Annotated in this window: 15 protein-coding genes and 3 tRNA genes; 5 read left to right on the forward strand and 13 right to left on the reverse strand. The window is 73.3% G+C overall.

Going from position 1 to position 17,605, the window contains the following annotated elements:
• The first annotated feature begins 74 nt into the window (after window positions 1-74).
• Complete coding sequence (locus AB0J67_RS01430) at window positions 75-902, forward strand: hypothetical protein (RefSeq protein WP_363475036.1); 828 nt, start codon at window positions 75-77, stop codon at window positions 900-902.
• A gap of 220 nt (window positions 903-1,122) precedes the next feature.
• Complete coding sequence (locus AB0J67_RS01435) at window positions 1,123-1,332, forward strand: BldC family transcriptional regulator (protein WP_020522548.1); 210 nt, start codon at window positions 1,123-1,125, stop codon at window positions 1,330-1,332.
• Between the two features lie 70 nt (window positions 1,333-1,402).
• Here the strand turns inward: AB0J67_RS01435 and AB0J67_RS01440 are convergent, their stop codons facing one another.
• From AB0J67_RS01440 to AB0J67_RS01460, 5 genes are all read right to left on the reverse strand, one after another.
• Window positions 1,403-2,077: an ABC transporter ATP-binding protein gene (locus AB0J67_RS01440; protein ID WP_363475038.1), complete on the reverse strand. Its 675-nt coding sequence runs from the start codon at window positions 2,075-2,077 to the stop codon at window positions 1,403-1,405.
• On the reverse strand, window positions 2,070-3,032 hold the full coding sequence (locus tag AB0J67_RS01445) for an ABC transporter ATP-binding protein (protein ID WP_363475040.1): 963 nt from the start codon (window positions 3,030-3,032) through the stop codon (window positions 2,070-2,072). The genes AB0J67_RS01440 and AB0J67_RS01445 overlap by 8 nt, the downstream gene beginning before the upstream one ends.
• A complete protein-coding gene (locus AB0J67_RS01450) occupies window positions 3,032-5,686 on the reverse strand; it encodes an FtsX-like permease family protein (RefSeq protein WP_363475042.1) in 2,655 nt (884 codons plus the stop codon). Before AB0J67_RS01450 ends, AB0J67_RS01445 begins: the two co-directional genes overlap by 1 nt.
• Window positions 5,683-8,916 (reverse strand): FtsX-like permease family protein, encoded by a 3,234-nt coding sequence (locus AB0J67_RS01455; RefSeq protein WP_363475044.1) that lies wholly within the window; start codon window positions 8,914-8,916, stop codon window positions 5,683-5,685. The genes AB0J67_RS01450 and AB0J67_RS01455 overlap by 4 nt, the downstream gene beginning before the upstream one ends.
• Window positions 8,917-9,034: 118 nt before the next feature.
• The gene (locus AB0J67_RS01460; protein ID WP_363475046.1) at window positions 9,035-9,637 is read right to left on the reverse strand and encodes a TetR family transcriptional regulator; all 603 of its coding nucleotides are present in this window, start codon (window positions 9,635-9,637) and stop codon (window positions 9,035-9,037) included.
• Between the two features lie 105 nt (window positions 9,638-9,742).
• Here AB0J67_RS01460 and AB0J67_RS01465 point away from each other — a divergent pair, with 105 nt between their 5' ends.
• Both AB0J67_RS01465 and AB0J67_RS01470 read left to right on the forward strand, forming a co-directional pair.
• Window positions 9,743-10,297, forward strand: coding sequence for a hypothetical protein (locus tag AB0J67_RS01465; protein WP_363475048.1), 555 nt, complete (start codon window positions 9,743-9,745; stop codon window positions 10,295-10,297).
• A complete protein-coding gene (locus AB0J67_RS01470; RefSeq protein WP_363475050.1) occupies window positions 10,294-11,619 on the forward strand; it encodes a PrsW family intramembrane metalloprotease in 1,326 nt (441 codons plus the stop codon). Before AB0J67_RS01465 ends, AB0J67_RS01470 begins: the two co-directional genes overlap by 4 nt.
• 269 nt (window positions 11,620-11,888) lie before the next feature.
• On the opposite strand, the gene AB0J67_RS01475 is transcribed toward AB0J67_RS01470, so the two are convergent.
• On the reverse strand, window positions 11,889-12,125 hold the full coding sequence (locus AB0J67_RS01475) for a hypothetical protein (protein WP_363475052.1): 237 nt from the start codon (window positions 12,123-12,125) through the stop codon (window positions 11,889-11,891).
• Between the two features lie 36 nt (window positions 12,126-12,161).
• The gene (locus AB0J67_RS01480; RefSeq protein WP_363475054.1) at window positions 12,162-13,490 is read right to left on the reverse strand and encodes an ABC transporter substrate-binding protein; all 1,329 of its coding nucleotides are present in this window, start codon (window positions 13,488-13,490) and stop codon (window positions 12,162-12,164) included.
• 128 nt (window positions 13,491-13,618) lie between these two features.
• On the opposite strand from AB0J67_RS01480, the gene AB0J67_RS01485 reads away from it, so the two are divergent.
• Window positions 13,619-14,008, forward strand: coding sequence for a hypothetical protein (locus AB0J67_RS01485; protein ID WP_363475056.1), 390 nt, complete (start codon window positions 13,619-13,621; stop codon window positions 14,006-14,008).
• Window positions 14,009-14,169: 161 nt separating this feature from the next.
• On the opposite strand, the gene AB0J67_RS01490 is transcribed toward AB0J67_RS01485, so the two are convergent.
• From AB0J67_RS01490 to crtI, 6 genes are all read right to left on the reverse strand, one after another.
• Window positions 14,170-14,246 (reverse strand) — tRNA-Phe (locus AB0J67_RS01490).
• Between the two features lie 24 nt (window positions 14,247-14,270).
• A tRNA-Asp gene (locus AB0J67_RS01495) sits at window positions 14,271-14,347 on the reverse strand.
• A 51-nt stretch (window positions 14,348-14,398) separates the two neighbouring features.
• Window positions 14,399-14,471: transfer RNA gene (locus AB0J67_RS01500), tRNA-Glu, on the reverse strand.
• Between the two features lie 131 nt (window positions 14,472-14,602).
• Complete coding sequence (locus AB0J67_RS01505; RefSeq protein ID WP_363475058.1) at window positions 14,603-15,466, reverse strand: polysaccharide deacetylase family protein; 864 nt, start codon at window positions 15,464-15,466, stop codon at window positions 14,603-14,605.
• A gap of 149 nt (window positions 15,467-15,615) precedes the next feature.
• A complete protein-coding gene (idi, locus tag AB0J67_RS01510; protein WP_363475060.1) occupies window positions 15,616-16,167 on the reverse strand; it encodes an isopentenyl-diphosphate Delta-isomerase in 552 nt (183 codons plus the stop codon).
• A complete protein-coding gene (gene crtI, locus AB0J67_RS01515; RefSeq protein ID WP_363475062.1) occupies window positions 16,164-17,591 on the reverse strand; it encodes a phytoene desaturase family protein in 1,428 nt (475 codons plus the stop codon). Before crtI ends, idi begins: the two co-directional genes overlap by 4 nt.
• Between the last annotated feature and the right edge of the window lie 14 nt (window positions 17,592-17,605).

Genomic DNA, 17,605 nt, shown 5'->3' on the forward strand with positions numbered 1-17,605 from the left:
GTCTTTCCGAGGGGTCGGTAGACGCCGCGGTAGCGACGCTCCCGCTGACAGCCTAATCGTGGGAGGATCGCGAGGTGCCGTCACAGTTCGCCGCGTACCTGAGGGTCTACGAGCCGCTCACCGCGTTCGCGCCGGAACGTGAACGATTCTGGCGCCGCTACGTGGACGAGGGGCGCGCTGTCGGCGTGTCCGACGGCCCCGGCCGCCAGCGGGCGACGGTCCTGGAGGCGCTGGGCGCGGGCTGGTCGCGCCTGCCCGACCTGCCCGATGAGGCGTACGTCATGCAGGGCCTGACCGGCCAGGCCGAGGTGCCCCTGGTCTGCCCGTGGAACCTGCGGGTCCGGGTGGCCGAGGCGGCGCTGCAGGCCCGCGACGGGGTGCCGCAGGTGCTGGCCGACGCCTTCGTCCCGCCGGTGCTCGTCGACCTGGCGCAGACCGTGGTCGGGCAGATCCGGGCCGAGGACCGCATGCACGAGCAGGTGGCCACCTGGGGCGTGCCGCTGCGCTGGTTCGTGCTGGTCTCACCGGCCGAGCGGGACCTGGTGCTGGAGCCGGGCCGCCGGGTGCTGCGCTACCGCACCGAGATCGGCAAGGCCCGTCAGCGGGCGCACAAGGGGCTGCGCGTGCTGCGCCGCACGCTGGGCGACGTGCCCATCACCGAGTCGCTGCGCGAGACGGCGCGCTGGCTGGAGTCGTTCCACCCCGGGTCGGTGATCGAGCTGGACTACGGCGGCCTGACCGGGCTGCTGTCCGACGACGCGCTGCGCGACGACGACTCGGTCGAGCTGGTCGCCACGGGGCTGGCCGGCCTGGAGCGGGAGGACGGCGACGCCGCCACGGCGGCGTACGAGCAGCTCGTGCAGCGGTGGCGGGCGATCCAGTTGCTGGAGCGGAGCAACTGACAGGCGGTAGCGTACGGGTCACCCTGTGGTGATCGAAAGCTATGAAATTCCTGTCTTCATCCCCTAAAAGCAGACATGTCGTTCATTCATCATCCGTCCATCCACGGACCTTCACCCGTTCGGCCCATGTCGGACATCGGGGACTAGCCGGACTATGGGTAGCGCGTTGGCCGGCGGGACCCCGGCCTTCGTCTATAGGTACTTGTGGAGGAGTGACCGCATGGCGTCGCGTACGCACGAACCAGAACCCCTGCTCACCCCGGCAGAGGTTGCGTCGATGTTCCGCGTCGACCCGAAGACCGTCACCCGGTGGGCCAAGGCGGGCAAGCTCAGCGCTATTCGTACGCTGGGCGGCCACCGCCGCTACCGTGAGTCGGAGGTGCGTGCTCTGCTCCAGGGTCAGATCCCGCACCAGCGTCAGGGCGACTGAAATCCAGACAACTGAACATACGAAGAAGGGCGCTCTCCCCCAGAGCGCCCTTCTTGCTGTTCAGGGCCGGTCAGACCAGGGCACCGTCGCGCAGCGTCACGACCCGGTCGGCCATGTCCATCAGCGCCGCGTCGTGCGTGGCGACCAGCGCCGTCATGCCGCGGGCGTGCACCAGCGCGCGGAGCAGGTCCATGATCTGACGGCCGGTCTCCGAGTCGAGCTGGCCGGTGGGCTCGTCCGCGATCAGCAGCTGCGGGTCGTTGGCCAGCGCGCGGGCCACCGCGACGCGCTGCTGCTGGCCGCCGGACAGCTCGTACGGCCGCTGGTTGGCGTGTGCGCCGACGCCGACCAGCTCCAGCAGCACCGCCACCCGCTGCTCCCGCTCGGCCGGGGGCACCTTGGCCAGCCGCAGCGGCACGCCCACGTTCTCGGCCGCGGACAGGATCGGCACCAGCCCGAACGACTGGAACACGAAGCCGACCACGTCCCGGCGCAGCGCCACCAGCTGCGACTCGCCTGCCGAGGTGACCTCCTGCCCGGCGATGAAGACCTTGCCCGAGGTGGGCCGGTCCAGCCCGCCGATGATGTTGAGCAGGGTCGTCTTGCCGGCGCCGGAGCGGCCGCGTACGGCCACCAGCTCCCCGCGGCCCGCCGTGAAGGACACGTCGCGCACCGCGTGCACGACCTTGCCCGCCCGGCCGAAGTCGCGGCACACGTTCTCGACCCTGACCAGCTCCTCAGCCACGGCGCACCTCCACACGGTCGGACTCCAGGTTGAGCTTCACCCGGTCCTTGAGCTCCAGTTCCTCCACGAACGCGGCGGGCAGCTGCATCCGCCCGGCCCGGTCCAGCACCGCGTACTCCTCGCTGACCAGCTCGGTGCCGCCGTCGGCGGTGGCCCGCGAGGTCCGCCGCGTCTCGGAGGCCAGCCGGCCGTCGCGGATCGCCACGGTGCGCCGCACCTGGGTGGAGACGTTCGGGTCGTGCGTCACCACGACCACGGTCACGCCCAGCTCGGCGTTGATCGTCTGCAGTGCGGTGAACACGTCGGCCGCGGTCGACTCGTCCAGCTCACCGGTCGGCTCGTCGGCGAACAGCACCTCGGGGTCGTTGGCGACCGCGAGCGCCACCGCGCAGCGCTGCTGCTCGCCGCCGGACATCTGGTCCGGCCGCCGGTCGGCGCAGTACCCCACGCCCACCATGTCCAGCAGCTCCATGGCCCGCGTCCGGGCCGCCCGGCCGGACCGGGTGCCCGCCAGCCTCATCGGGGTCACCACGTTCTCCAGCGCGGTCAGGTACGGCAGCAGGTTGCGGCCGGTCTGCTGCCACACGAAGCCGACCATGTGCCGCCGGTAGGACAGCCGCTTCTTCGCCGACATGGTGAGCAGGTCGTACTCGCCGACCCGGGCGATGCCGGCGGTCGGCACGTCGAGCCCGGAGAGGATGTTCAGCAGGGTCGACTTGCCGGAGCCGGAGGCGCCGACGATGGCCAGCAGCTCGCCCCGGTCCACCACCAGGTCCAGCCCCTGCAGCGCGACGACCTCGACACCCTCGGTCTTGTAGATGCGCACCAGCCCGTCGCAGACCAGGTGCCCGCGCAGCCGGTCCGCGCCGCCCGCCCGGTCCGCGGCCCGCTGCGCGGCGCGTGCCTGCAGCGTGGCGAGGTCCGGCGGGGCGGTGGTCTCGTCAGTAGTCGACATCAGCTCTCTCCCGCGTCGAAGGAACCAAGCCGCAGCACCTCACCGAGGCGCAACCGGCGGTTGAACAGGGTCTCCACCGCAAGCGCGGTCAGCATTCCGATCAGTACCAGCGCCACCGCGGCCCCGGCCACCACCGGGTCGAAGGTCACGCCGACCTCCAGCCCGTCGGTGAACGCGGCCAGCCCGAGCGCCGGGGCGAGCAGCTGCGGCATCACCACGCCCACCACCGCGCCGGTCAGCACCGCCACGGTCACCACCGGCATCAGCTCCACCAGCAGCAGGCGCCGGCCCTGGCCCCGGGTCAGGCCCATGGTCCGCAGCCGGGACAGCACGGTGCCGCGGCCGCGCGCGCCGGAGACGACCGCGAAGCCGATCGCCAGCAGGGCCAGCAGCACGCCGGTGCCGGCGCCGATGCCGTACGCGAAGGTGATCAGCGCGTTGACGCTGGTCCGGTCGAGCTCGGCGCGGGCCTGGTCCCAGGTGGTCACGGTGGTGACCGGCTCGTACGCGCGCGCGTCGTAGCCGGCGCTGGCCCAGCGCTGCTGCCCGGCGTCGCCGGCCGCCCGCAGCGCCGCCGGGTCGGGGTCGCCGGCCAGCAGGAAGCCGTTGGGCAGCAGCGCCTGCCGGGCGTTGTCCGGGATGGCCTGCAGGGGCAGCACGACGAAGTTCGTGGTGCCGTTGGCGATCGGCGGGAAGCCGTCGACCACCCCGGCCACCGTGAACTCGTAGAACCGGCCGCGCAGCGTCACCATGCCGGCCTCGCCGCCGAGCTGCCGGGCCGCTTCGGGCGACACCAGGGCCGGGATCATCGAGCCCTGCGTGGCGCCGGTGAACGCGGCGGGCGGGGTGTAGGCGACGCCGGACCGCTCCAGCACCCGCGCGTACGACGGCCCGTCGAGCACCAGCGCGTAGACCGTGCCCCGCCGCTGCTCGCCGATCATGATGTCGCCGGCGGACTCGAGCGCGTAGGGCGCCACCGCGGTGACCCCCGGCACCGCGGCCAGCTCGGCCGCGGTCCGGTCGTCGAAGTAGTAGCCGTCGACCTTGACGTCGGCCGCCATGCGCAGGTCGGTGGCGCGGTCGCGGCCGGCGTCGATGGTGGCCGCGACCGCGACGCTGAACACCGCGGTGCTGACCGCGACGACCAGCACCGCCACCGGGCCGATCACGGCGCCCGCGGTGCGTCCCGCGCGGGACAGGCCCAGGAAGCCGACCGCGCCCCGGCCGCGTGCCGCCAGCCGGCCGAGCCGGCCGACGACGGGCGGGACCACCCGCACCATCGCCACCGCCGCACCGGCGGCCAGCAGCGCGGGCACCGCCGCCAGGTAGACGTCGACCTCGCCGGTCTCGCTGAGGCCGCGCTTGCGCAGCAGCCACACGCCCAGCCCGGCCAGCACCAGCAGGCTCAGCTCCGCCGTGCGCCGCTTCGCGCCCACCCGGGCCGAGGCGACGTCCGCGCGCTCGCCCGAGAACGAGGGATCGCGGGCGATGCGCATGGTCATCACCGGGACGGCGAGCACGGCCAGCGCGGTGAAGGCGACCAGGATCGGCCAGGTGAGCGCGGGCCGGCCCGGCAGGGCCACGCCGAGCAGGCCGCCCGCCACCGCGGCCGGGATCACCAGCAGCGATTCCAGCAGGGTGTACGTGCCGATGGTGAGGATCGCGCCGCCGCGGGCCCGTAGCAGGGCGAACTCGCCCCGCCGCCGGGTCACCAGCACCCGCGCGGCCAGCAGCACCAGCCCGGCCAGCGTGCACAGCGCGCCGAGCTGCACCACGGCGAGCAGCGCCTGCGCGGCGCGGGCCCGGGCGGCGAACCGGGCCAGCGCCCCATCCAGGCCGGTCACCAGCGTGGTCTCCAGGCCCTGCCGGCGCGCGACGCTGGTCGCCTCGACGACGTCGGGCAGCACGCCCAGGTCGAGCGTGGCCGCGTCGATCCGGTAGCGCCACTCGTAGACGACCTGGGCCAGCCTCGCCACCCGGGCCAGCCCGGCCTCGTCGGTGAAGACCACCGCGCGGTACGGGTCGCCGTCGTCGTTCGGCAGGTACGCGCGCAGCCCGGTCGGCACCGGCTCCCAGAAGGTGTCGGCCTCGTCGTGCGGCTCGACGATGCCGACGACCTCCATCGTCACCTGGTCCTGGAAGCGGAACGTGCTGCCGATCCGCTGCTCCAGCTTCTCGGCGTTCCACTTGGTGAGCACGACCTCCAGCGCGCCCGCGCTGCCCGGCGCGGTCTTCGGGAACCGGCCCTCGACCAGGTCGACCTGCTCCTCGAACCCGCTGCCGGTGCGCACGCTGAACAGCGGCGGGGTGCGCTCCGGCAGCCCTGTCCCGCGGACCGGCGACTGCTCCGGCACCGTGGACGCGGCCCACCAGGAGCGCTCGACGCGCTCGCGCAGCGCCGGGTAGAAGACCGTCTTCTGGTCCTCCAGCCGGCGGCCGGGGGTCCACGTGGCGTCCTCCGGCTTCGGCCCGCGGTAGGTGAGGTCGCGAGAGGTGTAACTGAGCTGGGAGATCTCGTTGCGCAGACCCTCGTCGGTCAGCTTGTTGGCGATCCGGGGCGCGCCCACCACGAGCGTCCCGGCCGCCAGCGTCAGCACGCCGAGCAGCGCCAGCGGCCCGGCTCCGGCGCGTACCCGGGCGATCCATCCCTTCACCGGTCAGCTCCGATCCGCAGCTGGGCCGCGGCCAGCCGCTGCCGCATCGTGGTCGCCACGAGCCCGGCCATCACCAGGGTGAGGGCGAGCAGGACGGCGGCCGTGCCGAGCACAGGCAGCCAGTCCGTCGTGGTGAGGGCGGGCGGCACCGGCCGGCTCGCACTCGGGGTGAGAATCACCAGCGGGCCCGTCGTCCGTGCGACGAGCAGGCCCACCAGCAGTCCGACGGCCACGCCCAGGCCGGCCAGGAACGCCTGCTCGATCATGAGGGCGCGGGCCAGCAGGCGTGGTGGGGCGCCGAGCGTGTTCAGCACGGCCAGCTCGGCCACCCGCCGCCGGGCGGTGGCCCGCACGTCGACGGCGACGCCGACCAGCGCGAGCGCGATCGCGCCCAGCGCGGCGATGAACAGCGCGATGCGCGCGCCCGCCCCGAACGGGTCGTCCGCGGCGTGTACGGCCAGCGCCGTCCGGTCGACGGTGAGCAGGTTGGGCAGCGGGCCCGCGGCGGCGGCGGCCTCGGCGTGCCGGGCCGGGTCGGTGTGCAGCCACCACTCGGCGATGATCGGGACGCGCCAGCCCTTCTGCTGGAGATGGGTCGCCAGCGACGGCATGTCCACCAGCAGCGCGGCCGGGGACAGCTCGCCGGGCAGCGCGGTCGCCTCGCCGGTGACGTGCACCGACACCGGCAGGCCCCACAGCGGGATGTCCAGCTTGCCGCCGACCTCGGTGTGCAGCGCCGCGAGCGCCTCCGGCGTGGCCACGACGGGCACCGTGACGGGCTCGCTGTCGGGACGCAGCGTGAAGGCGTACCGCGGGACGTTCGCGCCGCCGAGGGCGAGCAGTTCGAGCCGGGCGGTGTCCCCCGACACCGACATCGTCGGCTCGCCGATGGCGGCCGCGCCCATCCCCCAGCGCCCGCTGGGCAGGGTCAGGTCCAGCCGGTGGGCGGCACCCGCCGCGTCGACGGTCGCGAGCCCGCTGACCTCCCACGCGATCGGCAGGCCGAACGGCATGTCCGGGCCGTCCACCGCGAAGCCGGTCAGCCGCGGTCCGGGCGCGCCCGGCACCGGCACGTCGAAGGCGTACCCGTCGACGTCGCCGCCGTCGGACAGCGGCACCTGGTAGACGGCGCCGTGCACGTCGGTGAACAGGGCCGAGGTGGCCTCCCGCGGCCGGGCGATGAAGTCCTCGCCGTTCGCGGTGATGCGGACGGAGCCGCGCAGCCTCTTCACGTCCGGCGGCAGCGCCACGCCCGGAGCCTGCCTGGTCTCGGCGGACATGCTCGCGGTCAGCGCGTGCGCGTCGCCGAGGTCGGCGCGCAGCCGCAGCACGTCGCCCGCGGCCGCGGCGTCGAGGGCGAGCAGCGACACCGGGGTCTCGTTCTCGCCCGCGGTCAGCGTGGTCCGCCAGGCGGGCAGGCTGCCGACGATGCCGGGCAGCGCGCCGATCTGCTCGACGCGCTGGCGCGGCGCGGCCCACGACGTCTCGGCCAGGCGCAGGTCCGCCCCGGCGGTGTGGTCGGCCTGGTCGAGCTGCGACTGCCGGGCCGTCGCGGCCAGGGTCCAGGCCAGCGTGCTCACCGCGACGCTCAGCGCCAGCAGCAGCACCGGCCCGGCGTGCGGGCGGCGGCCGGCCTGCCAGACGCCGAGCTGGGTGGCGAACCAGTTGCGGCGGTCGACCTGCCGCTCCAGCAGCCGGGTCAGCGGCGGGAGCAGGCGCAGCGCGACCACCGCGCCGGCCAGCACACCCAGCGGGCCCGCGGCGGCCAGCATCGGGTCGATGCCGAGCTGCCCGGCCACGCCGGACAGCGGCGAGTCGTACTGCCGCAGCTGGAACCAGGCCAGCACGGCGAAGCCGATCAGGGCCAGGTCCAGGCCGGTGCGCTGGGCCGCGGCGACCCGGCCGGGCCGGGACCGGGCGGCGAGGTCGGCGACGTAGGTGCCGCCCCCGCGCAGCGCCGGCAGCAGCATCGCCAGTACGCAGCCGAGCCCGGCCGCCGCGGCGACGCCGACGGTGAGCGGGGTGACCCCGCCCTCCAGGCGTACGCCGATCCCGGCCAGGCCGGGGACCCGCTCGGCGAGCTGGAGCAGCGGCGCGACCAGGAACGGCGCGAGCACCGCGCCGGGCGCGGCGATCAGCAGCGCCTCGCGCGAGGCCAGGCCGGCGAGCTGACCGCGGGACGCGCCGCGGGCGCGCAGCAGCGCGGTCTCCGCGCGGCGGCCCTCGGTCAGCAGCGCGGCGAGCAGGATCAGGGCGTACCCGCCGAGGATCGAGATGAGCAGCAGCGGGGTGAGCAGGTCCGAGCGGCCCACGAGGCTGGCCTGCTGGATCCGGTCGACCAGGCGCTCCAGGTGGGTCGAGGCCTGGCCGCCGTCGCCGTAGCCCAGCTCCTTGGGGACCCCGGGCAGGGTCTCGACGGCGCGGCGCGCGGCGACGAGCTCGGACAGCTCGGCGCGCGACAGGTCCGGCGTCACCACCCAGGCGCTGTTGCCGAGGTAGGACCAGTCGCCGAAGAAGTCCTCCCGGGTCAGCACCAGCGGCCCGTACGTGTTGCGGCCCGGCTCGACGCCCTCGGCCAGCTCGGGCACGAGCAGCCAGTAGGGGTCGTCGGTGGACAGCGCCGCGAACACGCCGCTGACCGTGACCTCCTGGACCTTCTTGGTGATGCCGTTGGTCATCGAGACCCGCGAGCCGACCTTCAGGCCGAGCGCGTGCGCGGCGGCCTCGCCGACGACCGTCTGCGGCGACGCCGCGCCGGGGGTCGGCCAGGCGCCCTCGACCAGCCGGGCGTGCTGGGAGAGCTCCTCCAGGAACATGACCCGGGCGTAGACGACGCCGTAGGAGTCGGCCACCGCGTCGCCGGTGTCGCCGGTGAAGCGCAGCCCGCTGGCGTAGCCCGCCGCGGACACCGCGACCCGGGTGTCGCCGAACCGCTGCGCGAACGACGCGCGCAGCTTGGCGTCGGTGGCGGCCCACGTCTCGCCGGAGAAGGACTTGCTGACGTCCTCGCCGCTGGTGGACCAGCCGCTGCCGCCGGTGCGGGAGGGCAGGCGCACCTGAATCGCGCGCTCTTCCGGGGGCGCCGCGGCGACCGCCGCCCGTCCCCCGGCCTCGATCACCGCGCCGCTGTAGCTTGCCAGCCCCACCAGCAGCGTCGTCGAGATGAGCGCTGCCGCTGCCGCGGCTGTCAACAGGCCCTTCGCGCTGTAGGCCCGCCGACGTCCCAGCATGACGCCTCCCCAGGATCCGATCACCAACCTCTGTAGGAGCCGGAAGCAGCCTTTACCGGTTCACAGCGCCTGTCCGCTGTTACCGGACTGTTATGGCTGGTGAGGCACTATGCCCCTTTCACCCCGGTGGCCGTACCCCCGCGGTGAGCTGGGCGAAGGCGGACCGGCGCTGGGTCGCGAGATCGGCGGTCTGCCCCGCGGCCCAGGACCACAGCGCGCTGTCCCACGCCGCCTGCGCCGCCCCGGCCACCAGCAGCGGGTACGGGTGGGTGTCGGGCACCCCGCACCGGCCGGCGACGAACACGCTCACCAGGCGGCGCAGCTCCTCGCTGATGACGAGGTACTGGCTCAGCAGGCTGGGCTGCTCGCTGAGCAGGCCGATGCGGGCGCGGATCTGGGCGAGCTGCGCCTGGTCGGTGATGTCGGCGCCGTCGAGCACCGTGCGCACCGACTCCAGCGGCGGCTCGTCGGCGGGCCGGGCCTCCAGCGCGCCGCGCAGCACGCTGACCCGCTCGTGACCCACGTCGCCGAACAGCGCGTGCTGCTTGGACGAGTAGTAGCGGAAGAAGGTGCGCACCGAGACGCCGGCCTCGGCGGCGATCTCCTCGACCGTGGTCTGCTCGTAGCCCCGGCGCGCGAACAGCGCGAGCGCCGCCTCCTCCAGCGCCGCCCGGGTGTGCTGCTTGTGCTGTTCCCGCCGGTTGATCACCCGTCCGGTCATTCACTCATCTTGTCCGGGCGTGCCGGGAGCGTCAAAGTGCAGGTCAAGGCCCGGCATCGGTCGATATAGCAGCATTCAAGTTCTATGCCCCGTTACCGTCGGACCATGGTTGCCCATCGGTTGGTGCGGAACCTGGCCGGCGCCGTCGCGGTGCTGGCCGCGCTGCTCATAGTGGTCTTCGGGCTGCCCGCGCTGAACCGCGCGGTGCCGACCGACCGGTCGCTGGCGGGGCGGCACTACGACGTCGGCGCGGGCGTCAGCGTGGCACCGCCACCGGGCGCCCGGGTCGACGCCAGCAAGACCCGCCCCGGCGCGGACCGGGCGACGGTGATGTTCCTGGTCGGCGACGTGCGCTACCTCATCGTGGTGCAGCCGTTCGCCGGGCGGATCGGCGACGCGGCCGAGAAGCTGCGCACGAAGATCAAGGCGACGCAGGGCTACCAGGTCACCGGCGACGAGGGCCGGGTGAGCACCGCGGGCGGCCTGTCCGGCGTGGCCGGCGGCTACACCGCGCCGGGCCGCAGCGGCCGGTACGCCGTGTTCCTCGCCGGCCCGCACTCCATCGAGGTGACCGTCAGCGGCGCCCAGCTCGAACTGCAACGCGAGCTGGCGGGCATCGACGACTCGATCAGCTCCATCACGTACGGCGGTGGCGAGTGACGGTCGCGGGCCAGACCAAGGGCCGGCGCTGGCGGTTCTCCGTGCGCCCGACGCCGCGGGCGGCGCGCGCGCTGAAGTCGCTCCAGCTGCCCGCGTTCTGGCTGCTCGGGCTGATCCTGCTGGCCGGCATGGCGCGCCTGCTGGAGATCCTGCGTGCCGACCTGGCCCGCTTCCCCGTCGCCACCACCGCCGCGATCGTCCTGTTCGCGCTGTACGCCGTGCCGTTCTGGCTCTTCATCGCCTCCATGGACTTCCTGGAACGGGAGCCGCCCCTGCTCATGGCGACCGCGTTCGCCTGGGGCGGCGCGGTCGCCACCACCGCCGCCATCCCCGGCACCCAGGCGCTGCACGACCTGGTCGCCAAGCTCATCTCCCCGGCCTTCGCCGCCACCTGGGGCTCGGCCATCGCCGGGCCCACCGTCGAGGAGCTGCTCAAGGCGCTCGGCGTGGTGATGATCGTGCTGGTCGCCCGCAAGCAGATCAACAGCGTGCTCGACGGCATGGTGTACGGCGCCCTGATCGGGCTCGGCTACCAGGTGGTCGAGAACATCGTGTTCGCGGTGAACGCGGTGGCCCTGCGCGGCCAGGGCGACGGCGTCGGGCCCGTGGTGGCCACCTTCTTCCTGCGCGGCTTCCTGGCCGGCCTGTGGAGCCACACGCTGTTCACCGCGCTGGCCGGGGCGGGCATCGCCTGGTTCGTGGTGCGCACCGACAAGCCGCTGTGGTGGCGGCTCGGCGGGCTCGGCCTCGGCCTCGGCCTGGCCTGGCTCACCCACTTCGTGTGGAACTCGCCCCTGTTCGCCGACGGGCTCGGCTCCGGCGCCGCCGGGGTGCTGCTCGGCATGCTCGGCAAGGGCCTGCCCGCGCTGGCCATGGTGCTCGCCCTGCTCTGGGTCGCCCGTCACCGCGAGGCCCACTACTACGTGGCGCAGCTCGCCCGGCTGCGCGACCCGCGCATCGCCACCCCCGGCGAGCTGCAGATCATGGGCCACGGCCACCTGCGGGCCGACGCCCGCCGCTACGGCCGGGCCCGCTGCGGCCGGGCCGGGGAGCGGGCGGTGCGCGGGCTGCAGACCGCGCAGGCCCGGCTGGCCGTGGAGCTGAGCCGGGTGGAGCGCATCTTCCCCGGCGACGAGCTGCTGGTGCACTGCCGGGACGAGGTGCTGGCGCAGCGGCAGCGGCTCGTCGACCTCGGCCACCCGGAGGCGATCGTCTCGCCGATGCGCCCGGCCGTGCCGCGGGTGGTGGTGCTGGGGATCCTGTTCGCGATCGGTCTGTTCCTGCTCATCTGGCAGGCCATCCGCACCATGAACGCGGCCTGACCCGGCGGGCTCCCAGGGCCGGGCGGGTTCGGGGGCGGGTTGAGTCCGGCCGGGTTGGGTCCGGCCGGGTGGAGTCCGGGCGGGTTGGGTCCGGGCATGATCGCTGTTTCCGGTCAGGATGTGGACTCTCAGTGCAGGTTCTGACCGGAAGCAGCGATCTTCCCGGCGCGCCGGGCGGGGCCGGGCGGGGCCGGGCGGGTGGGTGGTGGGTGGGAACGGCGAAGGGCCGCTACGCCGGGTCGGCGGGGGCGGCCCTTCGGCGCGGGTCTTCAGTTGGGGGCGTGGCCGCCGTCGCCGTCGACCGTGATCTCGGGGGTGCCGTCCTGGTCGAGGTCGACCAGGGTGATGTCGACCTCGCCGTCACCGTCGGTGTCGAACTGGAACAGGTCGGCCTTGCCGTCGCCGTCGGTGTCCGCCACCCAGACGTCTGCCTTGCCGTCCTGGTTGGTGTCACCCGTGATCAGGTCGCGGCGGTCGTCGCCGCGGGTCTCCACCGTGTCGCTCATGCGTACTCCTTCTCGGGGGACTTACAGGGCACCACGTTAGTGGCGGATGTCCGCACCGGCCGTCGAGAGTGCCTTGATCACCTCGGCGGACTCGGAGTAGCCGATCACCAGCACCCCGTCCGGCTTGGTGGGGACGATGTCGCCGGCGATCTTCGCCAGCTCGGCCGGGTCCTTCACGCTGCCGTCGTCGGTGATCTGGTAGATGTGCGTCTGCACGTCGATCTCGCTCAGACCCGCCTTGACCAGCTCTTTGACGACGTCCTTGGCGAGGTTGGTGCCGTAGTTGCCGCTGTGCGCGATGATCGCGACCTTGCGGTCGCCGTCGCGGAGGATCACGTCGGCGATCGCCCGCGCCTGCAGGATGTCGGACGGGGCGGTACGGAAGTAGAGGCCCTTGTCGTCCACCGTGGTGAGGCTCGCCGAGGTGTTGCACGGCGAGAACATGATCATGCCGTTCTTGACGGCCTCCGGGAGCGAGCCCAGGGCCACGCCGGACGCGCCGGGGCCGATCAGGATGTGCACGCCCGCGGCGGCGTGCTGGGCGATCGTGGCCTTGGCGACGTTGGGGTCGGTGCCGTCGTTGCCGTCGACCCACTCGACCTTCTTGCCGAGCACGCCACCGACCGCGTTGATCTCCGTGACGGCCAGCTTCGCGGCGGCGGCCATCGGCGGCGTGGTGTACGACAGGGCGCCCGTCTGCGGCAGCAGCCCGCCGAACTTCAGCGGCGTGTCCGACTTGCCGCCCTTGACCGGGCGCGGCGGCTTCTTGCCGCTGGCGGCATGCTCGTCGCCGGTGCCCAGGAACTCGGTCTTGCCGTTGTCGAGCTGGTTCGACGAGCTGAAGTGAACGGTGCCGTAGGTGGTCGTCGACGGCTCCCCGGCCTCGGTGAAGCCGTGCCGCACGGTGATGCCGCGGTACGCGATCGACTTGCCGTCCTGGGCGAGGGCGACGCAGGACTCGAACGTCCGGCAGACGATCTCACCCGAGGTCACGCCGTTGACGTACTGCGCGATCTTCGTCGGCTCGGTGGTGCCGGCCTGCTGGGCCGCGAGCGCGCTGATCATCATCGCGTCGTAGGTCTCCGCGGCGAACAGGTAGTCCTTCAGCCCCGGCCAGACGGCGTTGAGCCGGCTGGTGAAGGACTGGTTCAGCTCGGTGAGCGGAAGCGTGCCCTTCATCCCGTCGAGCAGTCCGGTCTGCTCCTTGAACAGGGCGCCGAACTCGTTCGCCATGTTGCCGTCGGTGCCGTAGAGGTAGGCCCCCTGGTAGTTCGAGGAATCCTGGTCCTCCGGCGTCGAGCCGCACGCGGACAGCGTGAACAGCGATACGCAGGCAGCGGCTAGTACAGCTCGCGAGATACGCATGAGGGTGCCTCCATGGCGATGGTCCAACGGGCACCTTAGCGTTGTTCCCCGGATTGGGGGAGGGGCCATTACGTCCGATGGGTGTCGAGTGCTCCGGTACGGTTGCCCGCGCCCGATAGGCTCCCGGAGTGACCGTCGATCCAGACCACTCCTTCGAGGACGCCGCTCTCGTACTTGACCAGGCCTTGGCCGGTGACGGCTCGGCTGTAGCCGGCACCCTCGACAAGGTGGTGAAGCGCGACGGCCGGACCGGGGCCTACAACGTCGCCTGGTGCCTGGCCGGCGAGCTCGCGGGTGACGGCGTGCGCGCCGGCGCCTGGGCGCTCGACTTCCCCGGCATCGAGGAGGCGGCGTACGACGCCCGCTGGGTGGCCCGCTTCGTGAGCGCGTACGTCAACCACGACGAGCCGACCGGCGAGGCGCTGATCGGGGCGGCGCTCGCCGATGGCCAGCTCCCCCAGTGCCTGCTCACCCTCGCCGGCTCCACCGTCGCCACCAAGCGCCGCCGCGAGGGCTGAGCTCCCGGTTCGCGGGCTCGATCACTGTCTCGGTGTGCCCGAACCTCGGGTTCGGGCACCGAACAGAGATCTCGCGGACCGGCTCCGGATACGAAAACGCCCCGAGCCGCGGCCTGATGTCTCAGGCGCAGTTCGGGGCAACAAAGCCCGGCGAAGAGCTTTGGTGGCCAGGGGCGGGGTCGAACCGCCGACCTTCCGATTTTCAGTCGGACGCTCGTACCAACTGAGCTACCTGGCCGAAACCACCGGGGTGGTCGTGCATTGGCGGTCCTGACGGGACTTGAACCCGCGACCTCCGCCTTGACAGGGCGGCGAGCACTCCGACTGCTCCACAGGACCTTGCTACTTGCTCTTCCTTGCTACCGGGAGACCTTATCAGGTCTTCCGTCGTGCCCCCAACGGGATTCGAACCCGTGCTACCGCCTTGAAAGGGCGGCGTCCTGGGCCGCTAGACGATGAGGGCGGCCGAACCATCATCCCACAGAGCCGCGATAAAGCTGCAGCTGCCCTGGAATGGTGGCTGTTGCTCCCATCCGGCCCCGCCGGAGGCTCGGAAAGCATATGTGACCAGCACCCGTTCCGCCAAATCGGGGGTCAGTGCGCGTCGGGCAGGCGGATCAGGCGGTACTTCCCGCGCAGGCCGGAGATGATGGTGGGCAGCGCGGCCAGGGTGTTCGCGCGGTCCCCGCCGGCGTCGTGCAGCAGCACCACGCCCCCGGCCCGGGTGTTCTTGACGACCCGGCTCGCGATCGTGGAGGCGGACGGGCGGCGCCAGTCCTGCGGGTCCACGGTCCAGCCGAGCGGGCTCATGCCGAGCTGCCGGGACACCTTGACCGCCGCGGCGGTCCAGGCCCCGCCGGGGTGGCGGAAGTAGCGGATCGGCGCGCCGGGGACGGCGGCGTGGATCGCGTCGTTGGTGCGCTGCATGTTGGCCCGGATCGCGGCCTCGCTGAGGGTCCCGAGCTTGGTCTCGTGGTTCCAGCTGTGGTTGCACAGGGTGTGGCCCTCGGCGACGATCCGCCGCACGAGCTCCGGGTGCCCCTTGGCCTGGGTGCCGACCAGGCAGAAGGTGGCCTTCACACCCCGCGCCTTGAGCGCGTCGAGCACCCGCGGCGTCCAGGTGCCGTGCGGCCCGTCGTCGAAGGTGAGCGCCACGCCGCTGGAGCCGGTGGTGCGCTGGATGGTGAACCCGGCCTTCTCCGGCGTCGGCTTCGCCGTGGGCTTGCGCGTGGGGGCACGGCTGGGCGTGGGGCTGGGCGCCGCCGGCGACGGGCTGGGACTCGGGCTGGGGCTCGGGTCCAGCGACGGCGAGGCGGCGGTCGTCGCGCTCGCGGACGCTTCGGGGGAGGCGGGGTGCCAGGGCGACGCGGTGGGCGAGCCGCCGCAGGCCGCCGCGGACAGGGACAGGGTGAATCCGGTAACCACGGCGGCCAGGCCGTGGACGCGTCGTCGCGCCATCGCCGCTCCCCAGGTCGGTCTCCGCAATGCGAAGGGACCTCAGGGTGCCACAGCGGACGCCCCTGGCGGTATCGGGCATCGGTCGACTTGCGGACAGCTCGCCGACTGCCCCGCGGCGGGCTGAGACGAAGCTCACCCGTGGCGCAGCGTCAGGCGAAGTCGCCGAGGGCGGGCACGGCGACCCCGGTCACCCCGGCCAGCCACGGGGCGAAGTCGTCCGGGCGCTCGTCCAGCCAGCCGAGCAGGTCGGCCGGGTGGACCCAGCGCAGCGCCGCGACCTCGGCCGGGTCGGGCCGCGGGAGCTCCGCGGCGGGGCCCAGGATGCCGAGCAGCACGTGGTCGTACTCGTCCTCGACGCGGCCGGTGGCCGGGTCCTCGGCGCGGTAGGCGTACACCCCGATCTCGGTGAGCTCGACGCCCCGCACGCCGATCTCCTCGGCCAGCCGCCGGGATGCGGCGGTGACCAGGTCCTCGCCGGGGCCGGGGTGCCCGCAGGCGGCGTTGGCCCAGCGCAGCGCGAACCGGGTCTTCACCGCGGCGCGCTGCTGCAGCAGCAGCCGGCCGGAGCCGTCCAGCAGGTGTACGGAGAAGGCCCGGTGCCGCAGCCCGGGTGCGCTGTGCGCGTGGGCGACGGTGGCCTTGCCGCAGGGCAGGCCCGCCGCGTCCACCAGCTCGACCAGATCCTCTTCGCGAGACCTCATGCGCGTGCTCCGACCACTCGACGTGCCGCCGCCCGGCCCGAGATCAGCACCATGGGTACGCCGACGCCGGGACGGGTGCCGGACCCTGTGAAGACCACGTTACTCAGGGTTGGATGCAGGTTACCCGGCCGCAGCGGGCCGCTCTGCCGCAGCGTGTGCGCGCTGGCGAACGGCGTGCCGAAGGCCATGCCCTGCCGCGCCCAGTCGTCGGGAGTCACCACATAGGACAGGGCGAGGTCGGCCCCGAGGTCGAGGTAGCCGCGCGCCTCCAGGGTCGCCATCAGCTCGCCGGCGTACCGGCGCCCGACCGGGCCGTCCCAGCGCACGGGTGCGGTCCGCAGGTTCGGCACCGGGGCGACCACCTGGTACGTCTGGCGGCCGGTGGGCGCGGCGGTGGGGTCGGTCCGGCTCGGGTTGGTGACCAGGATCGACGGGTCGCTCATCAGTTCCCCGCGGTTGACCACCTCGTCGAAGGTCTGCCGCCAGGACCGGCCGAAGTGCAGGTTGTGGTGGGCGATGCGCTGGTATCCGCCGCGCGTGTCCCGGGTGCCCAGGTGCAGCACCACGCAGGACGGCGACGGGGTGAGCCGCCGCAGCCGGGCCGGGGGCATGCCGGGCAGCAGGCTGTATGCCGCGGGCAGGTCGGGGTTGAGCACCACGGTGTCGGCGGTGAGCCGCTCGCCGTCGGCGGTGTGCACCGCCACCGCCCGGCCCGCGCGGGTCTCCACCGAGGTCACGTCGGTGTGGTAGCGGAAGTTCACGCCGTGCTTCTCCGCCGCCGCGGCCAGCGCCCGGGGCACCGCGCTCATGCCGCCGCGCGGATACCAGACCTCGGCGATGGTGTCCAGGTAGGACGCGGCGGCGTGGTCGCGGCCGGTGAACAGGTTGCGGAAGGAGAACAGCCGCTGGCAGCGCGGGTCGGCGAAGAAGTCGGTGAGCCGCCGCCGGGCGCCCTCGGTGGCCAGGGTGCGCCAGTGGCCGGCCGGGTCGCGCCGCTCGAACTGCTGCAGCCGCCGCGCCCAGCGCTGGAACCGCAGGTAGCCCGCGGCCTCCTTGCCGCCGCACAGCTTCGCGATGGCGGCGACCATGCGGTCGGTGTCGGCGTGCACGTCCAGCGTGGTGCCGTCGGGGAAGTGGGCTCGGTAGGCCGGGTCCAGCCGGATCAGGTCGATCCAGTCGTGCAGGTGCTCGCCCACCGCGGCGAGCGGCTCGGCCAGCAGGTCCGGCGCGGTGATCATCGTCGGGCCGGTGTCGAATCGGTGGCCGTCGAGTTCCAGCACGCCGACCTGGCCGCCGGGGCAGCCGGAACGCTCGATCACGGTCACCTCCCGGCCGGCCCCCGCGAGGTGCAGCGCGCAGGACAGTCCGCCGAGACCCGCTCCGACAATAATCACGTGATTTGTCGGTCCTAATACGGTTCGCACGAAATCATGGTGGC

The sequence above is a fragment of the Catellatospora sp. NPDC049609 genome, from assembly GCF_040675365.1.
Classification (GTDB): domain Bacteria; phylum Actinomycetota; class Actinomycetes; order Mycobacteriales; family Micromonosporaceae; genus Catellatospora.

Coding starts and splice junctions, on each gene's coding strand:
- AB0J67_RS01435 (WP_020522548.1), top strand. CDS start 1,123: ATGGCGTCGCGTACGCACGAACCAGAACCCCTGCTCACCCCGGCAGAG.
- AB0J67_RS01445 (WP_363475040.1), bottom strand. CDS start 3,032: ATGTCGACTACTGACGAGACCACCGCCCCGCCGGACCTCGCCACGCTG.
- AB0J67_RS01455 (WP_363475044.1), bottom strand. CDS start 8,916: ATGCTGGGACGTCGGCGGGCCTACAGCGCGAAGGGCCTGTTGACAGCC.
- AB0J67_RS01460 (WP_363475046.1), bottom strand. CDS start 9,637: ATGACCGGACGGGTGATCAACCGGCGGGAACAGCACAAGCAGCACACC.
- AB0J67_RS01465 (WP_363475048.1), top strand. CDS start 9,743: ATGGTTGCCCATCGGTTGGTGCGGAACCTGGCCGGCGCCGTCGCGGTG.
- AB0J67_RS01475 (WP_363475052.1), bottom strand. CDS start 12,125: ATGAGCGACACGGTGGAGACCCGCGGCGACGACCGCCGCGACCTGATC.
- AB0J67_RS01480 (WP_363475054.1), bottom strand. CDS start 13,490: ATGCGTATCTCGCGAGCTGTACTAGCCGCTGCCTGCGTATCGCTGTTC.
- AB0J67_RS01505 (WP_363475058.1), bottom strand. CDS start 15,466: ATGGCGCGACGACGCGTCCACGGCCTGGCCGCCGTGGTTACCGGATTC.
- idi (WP_363475060.1), bottom strand. CDS start 16,167: ATGAGGTCTCGCGAAGAGGATCTGGTCGAGCTGGTGGACGCGGCGGGC.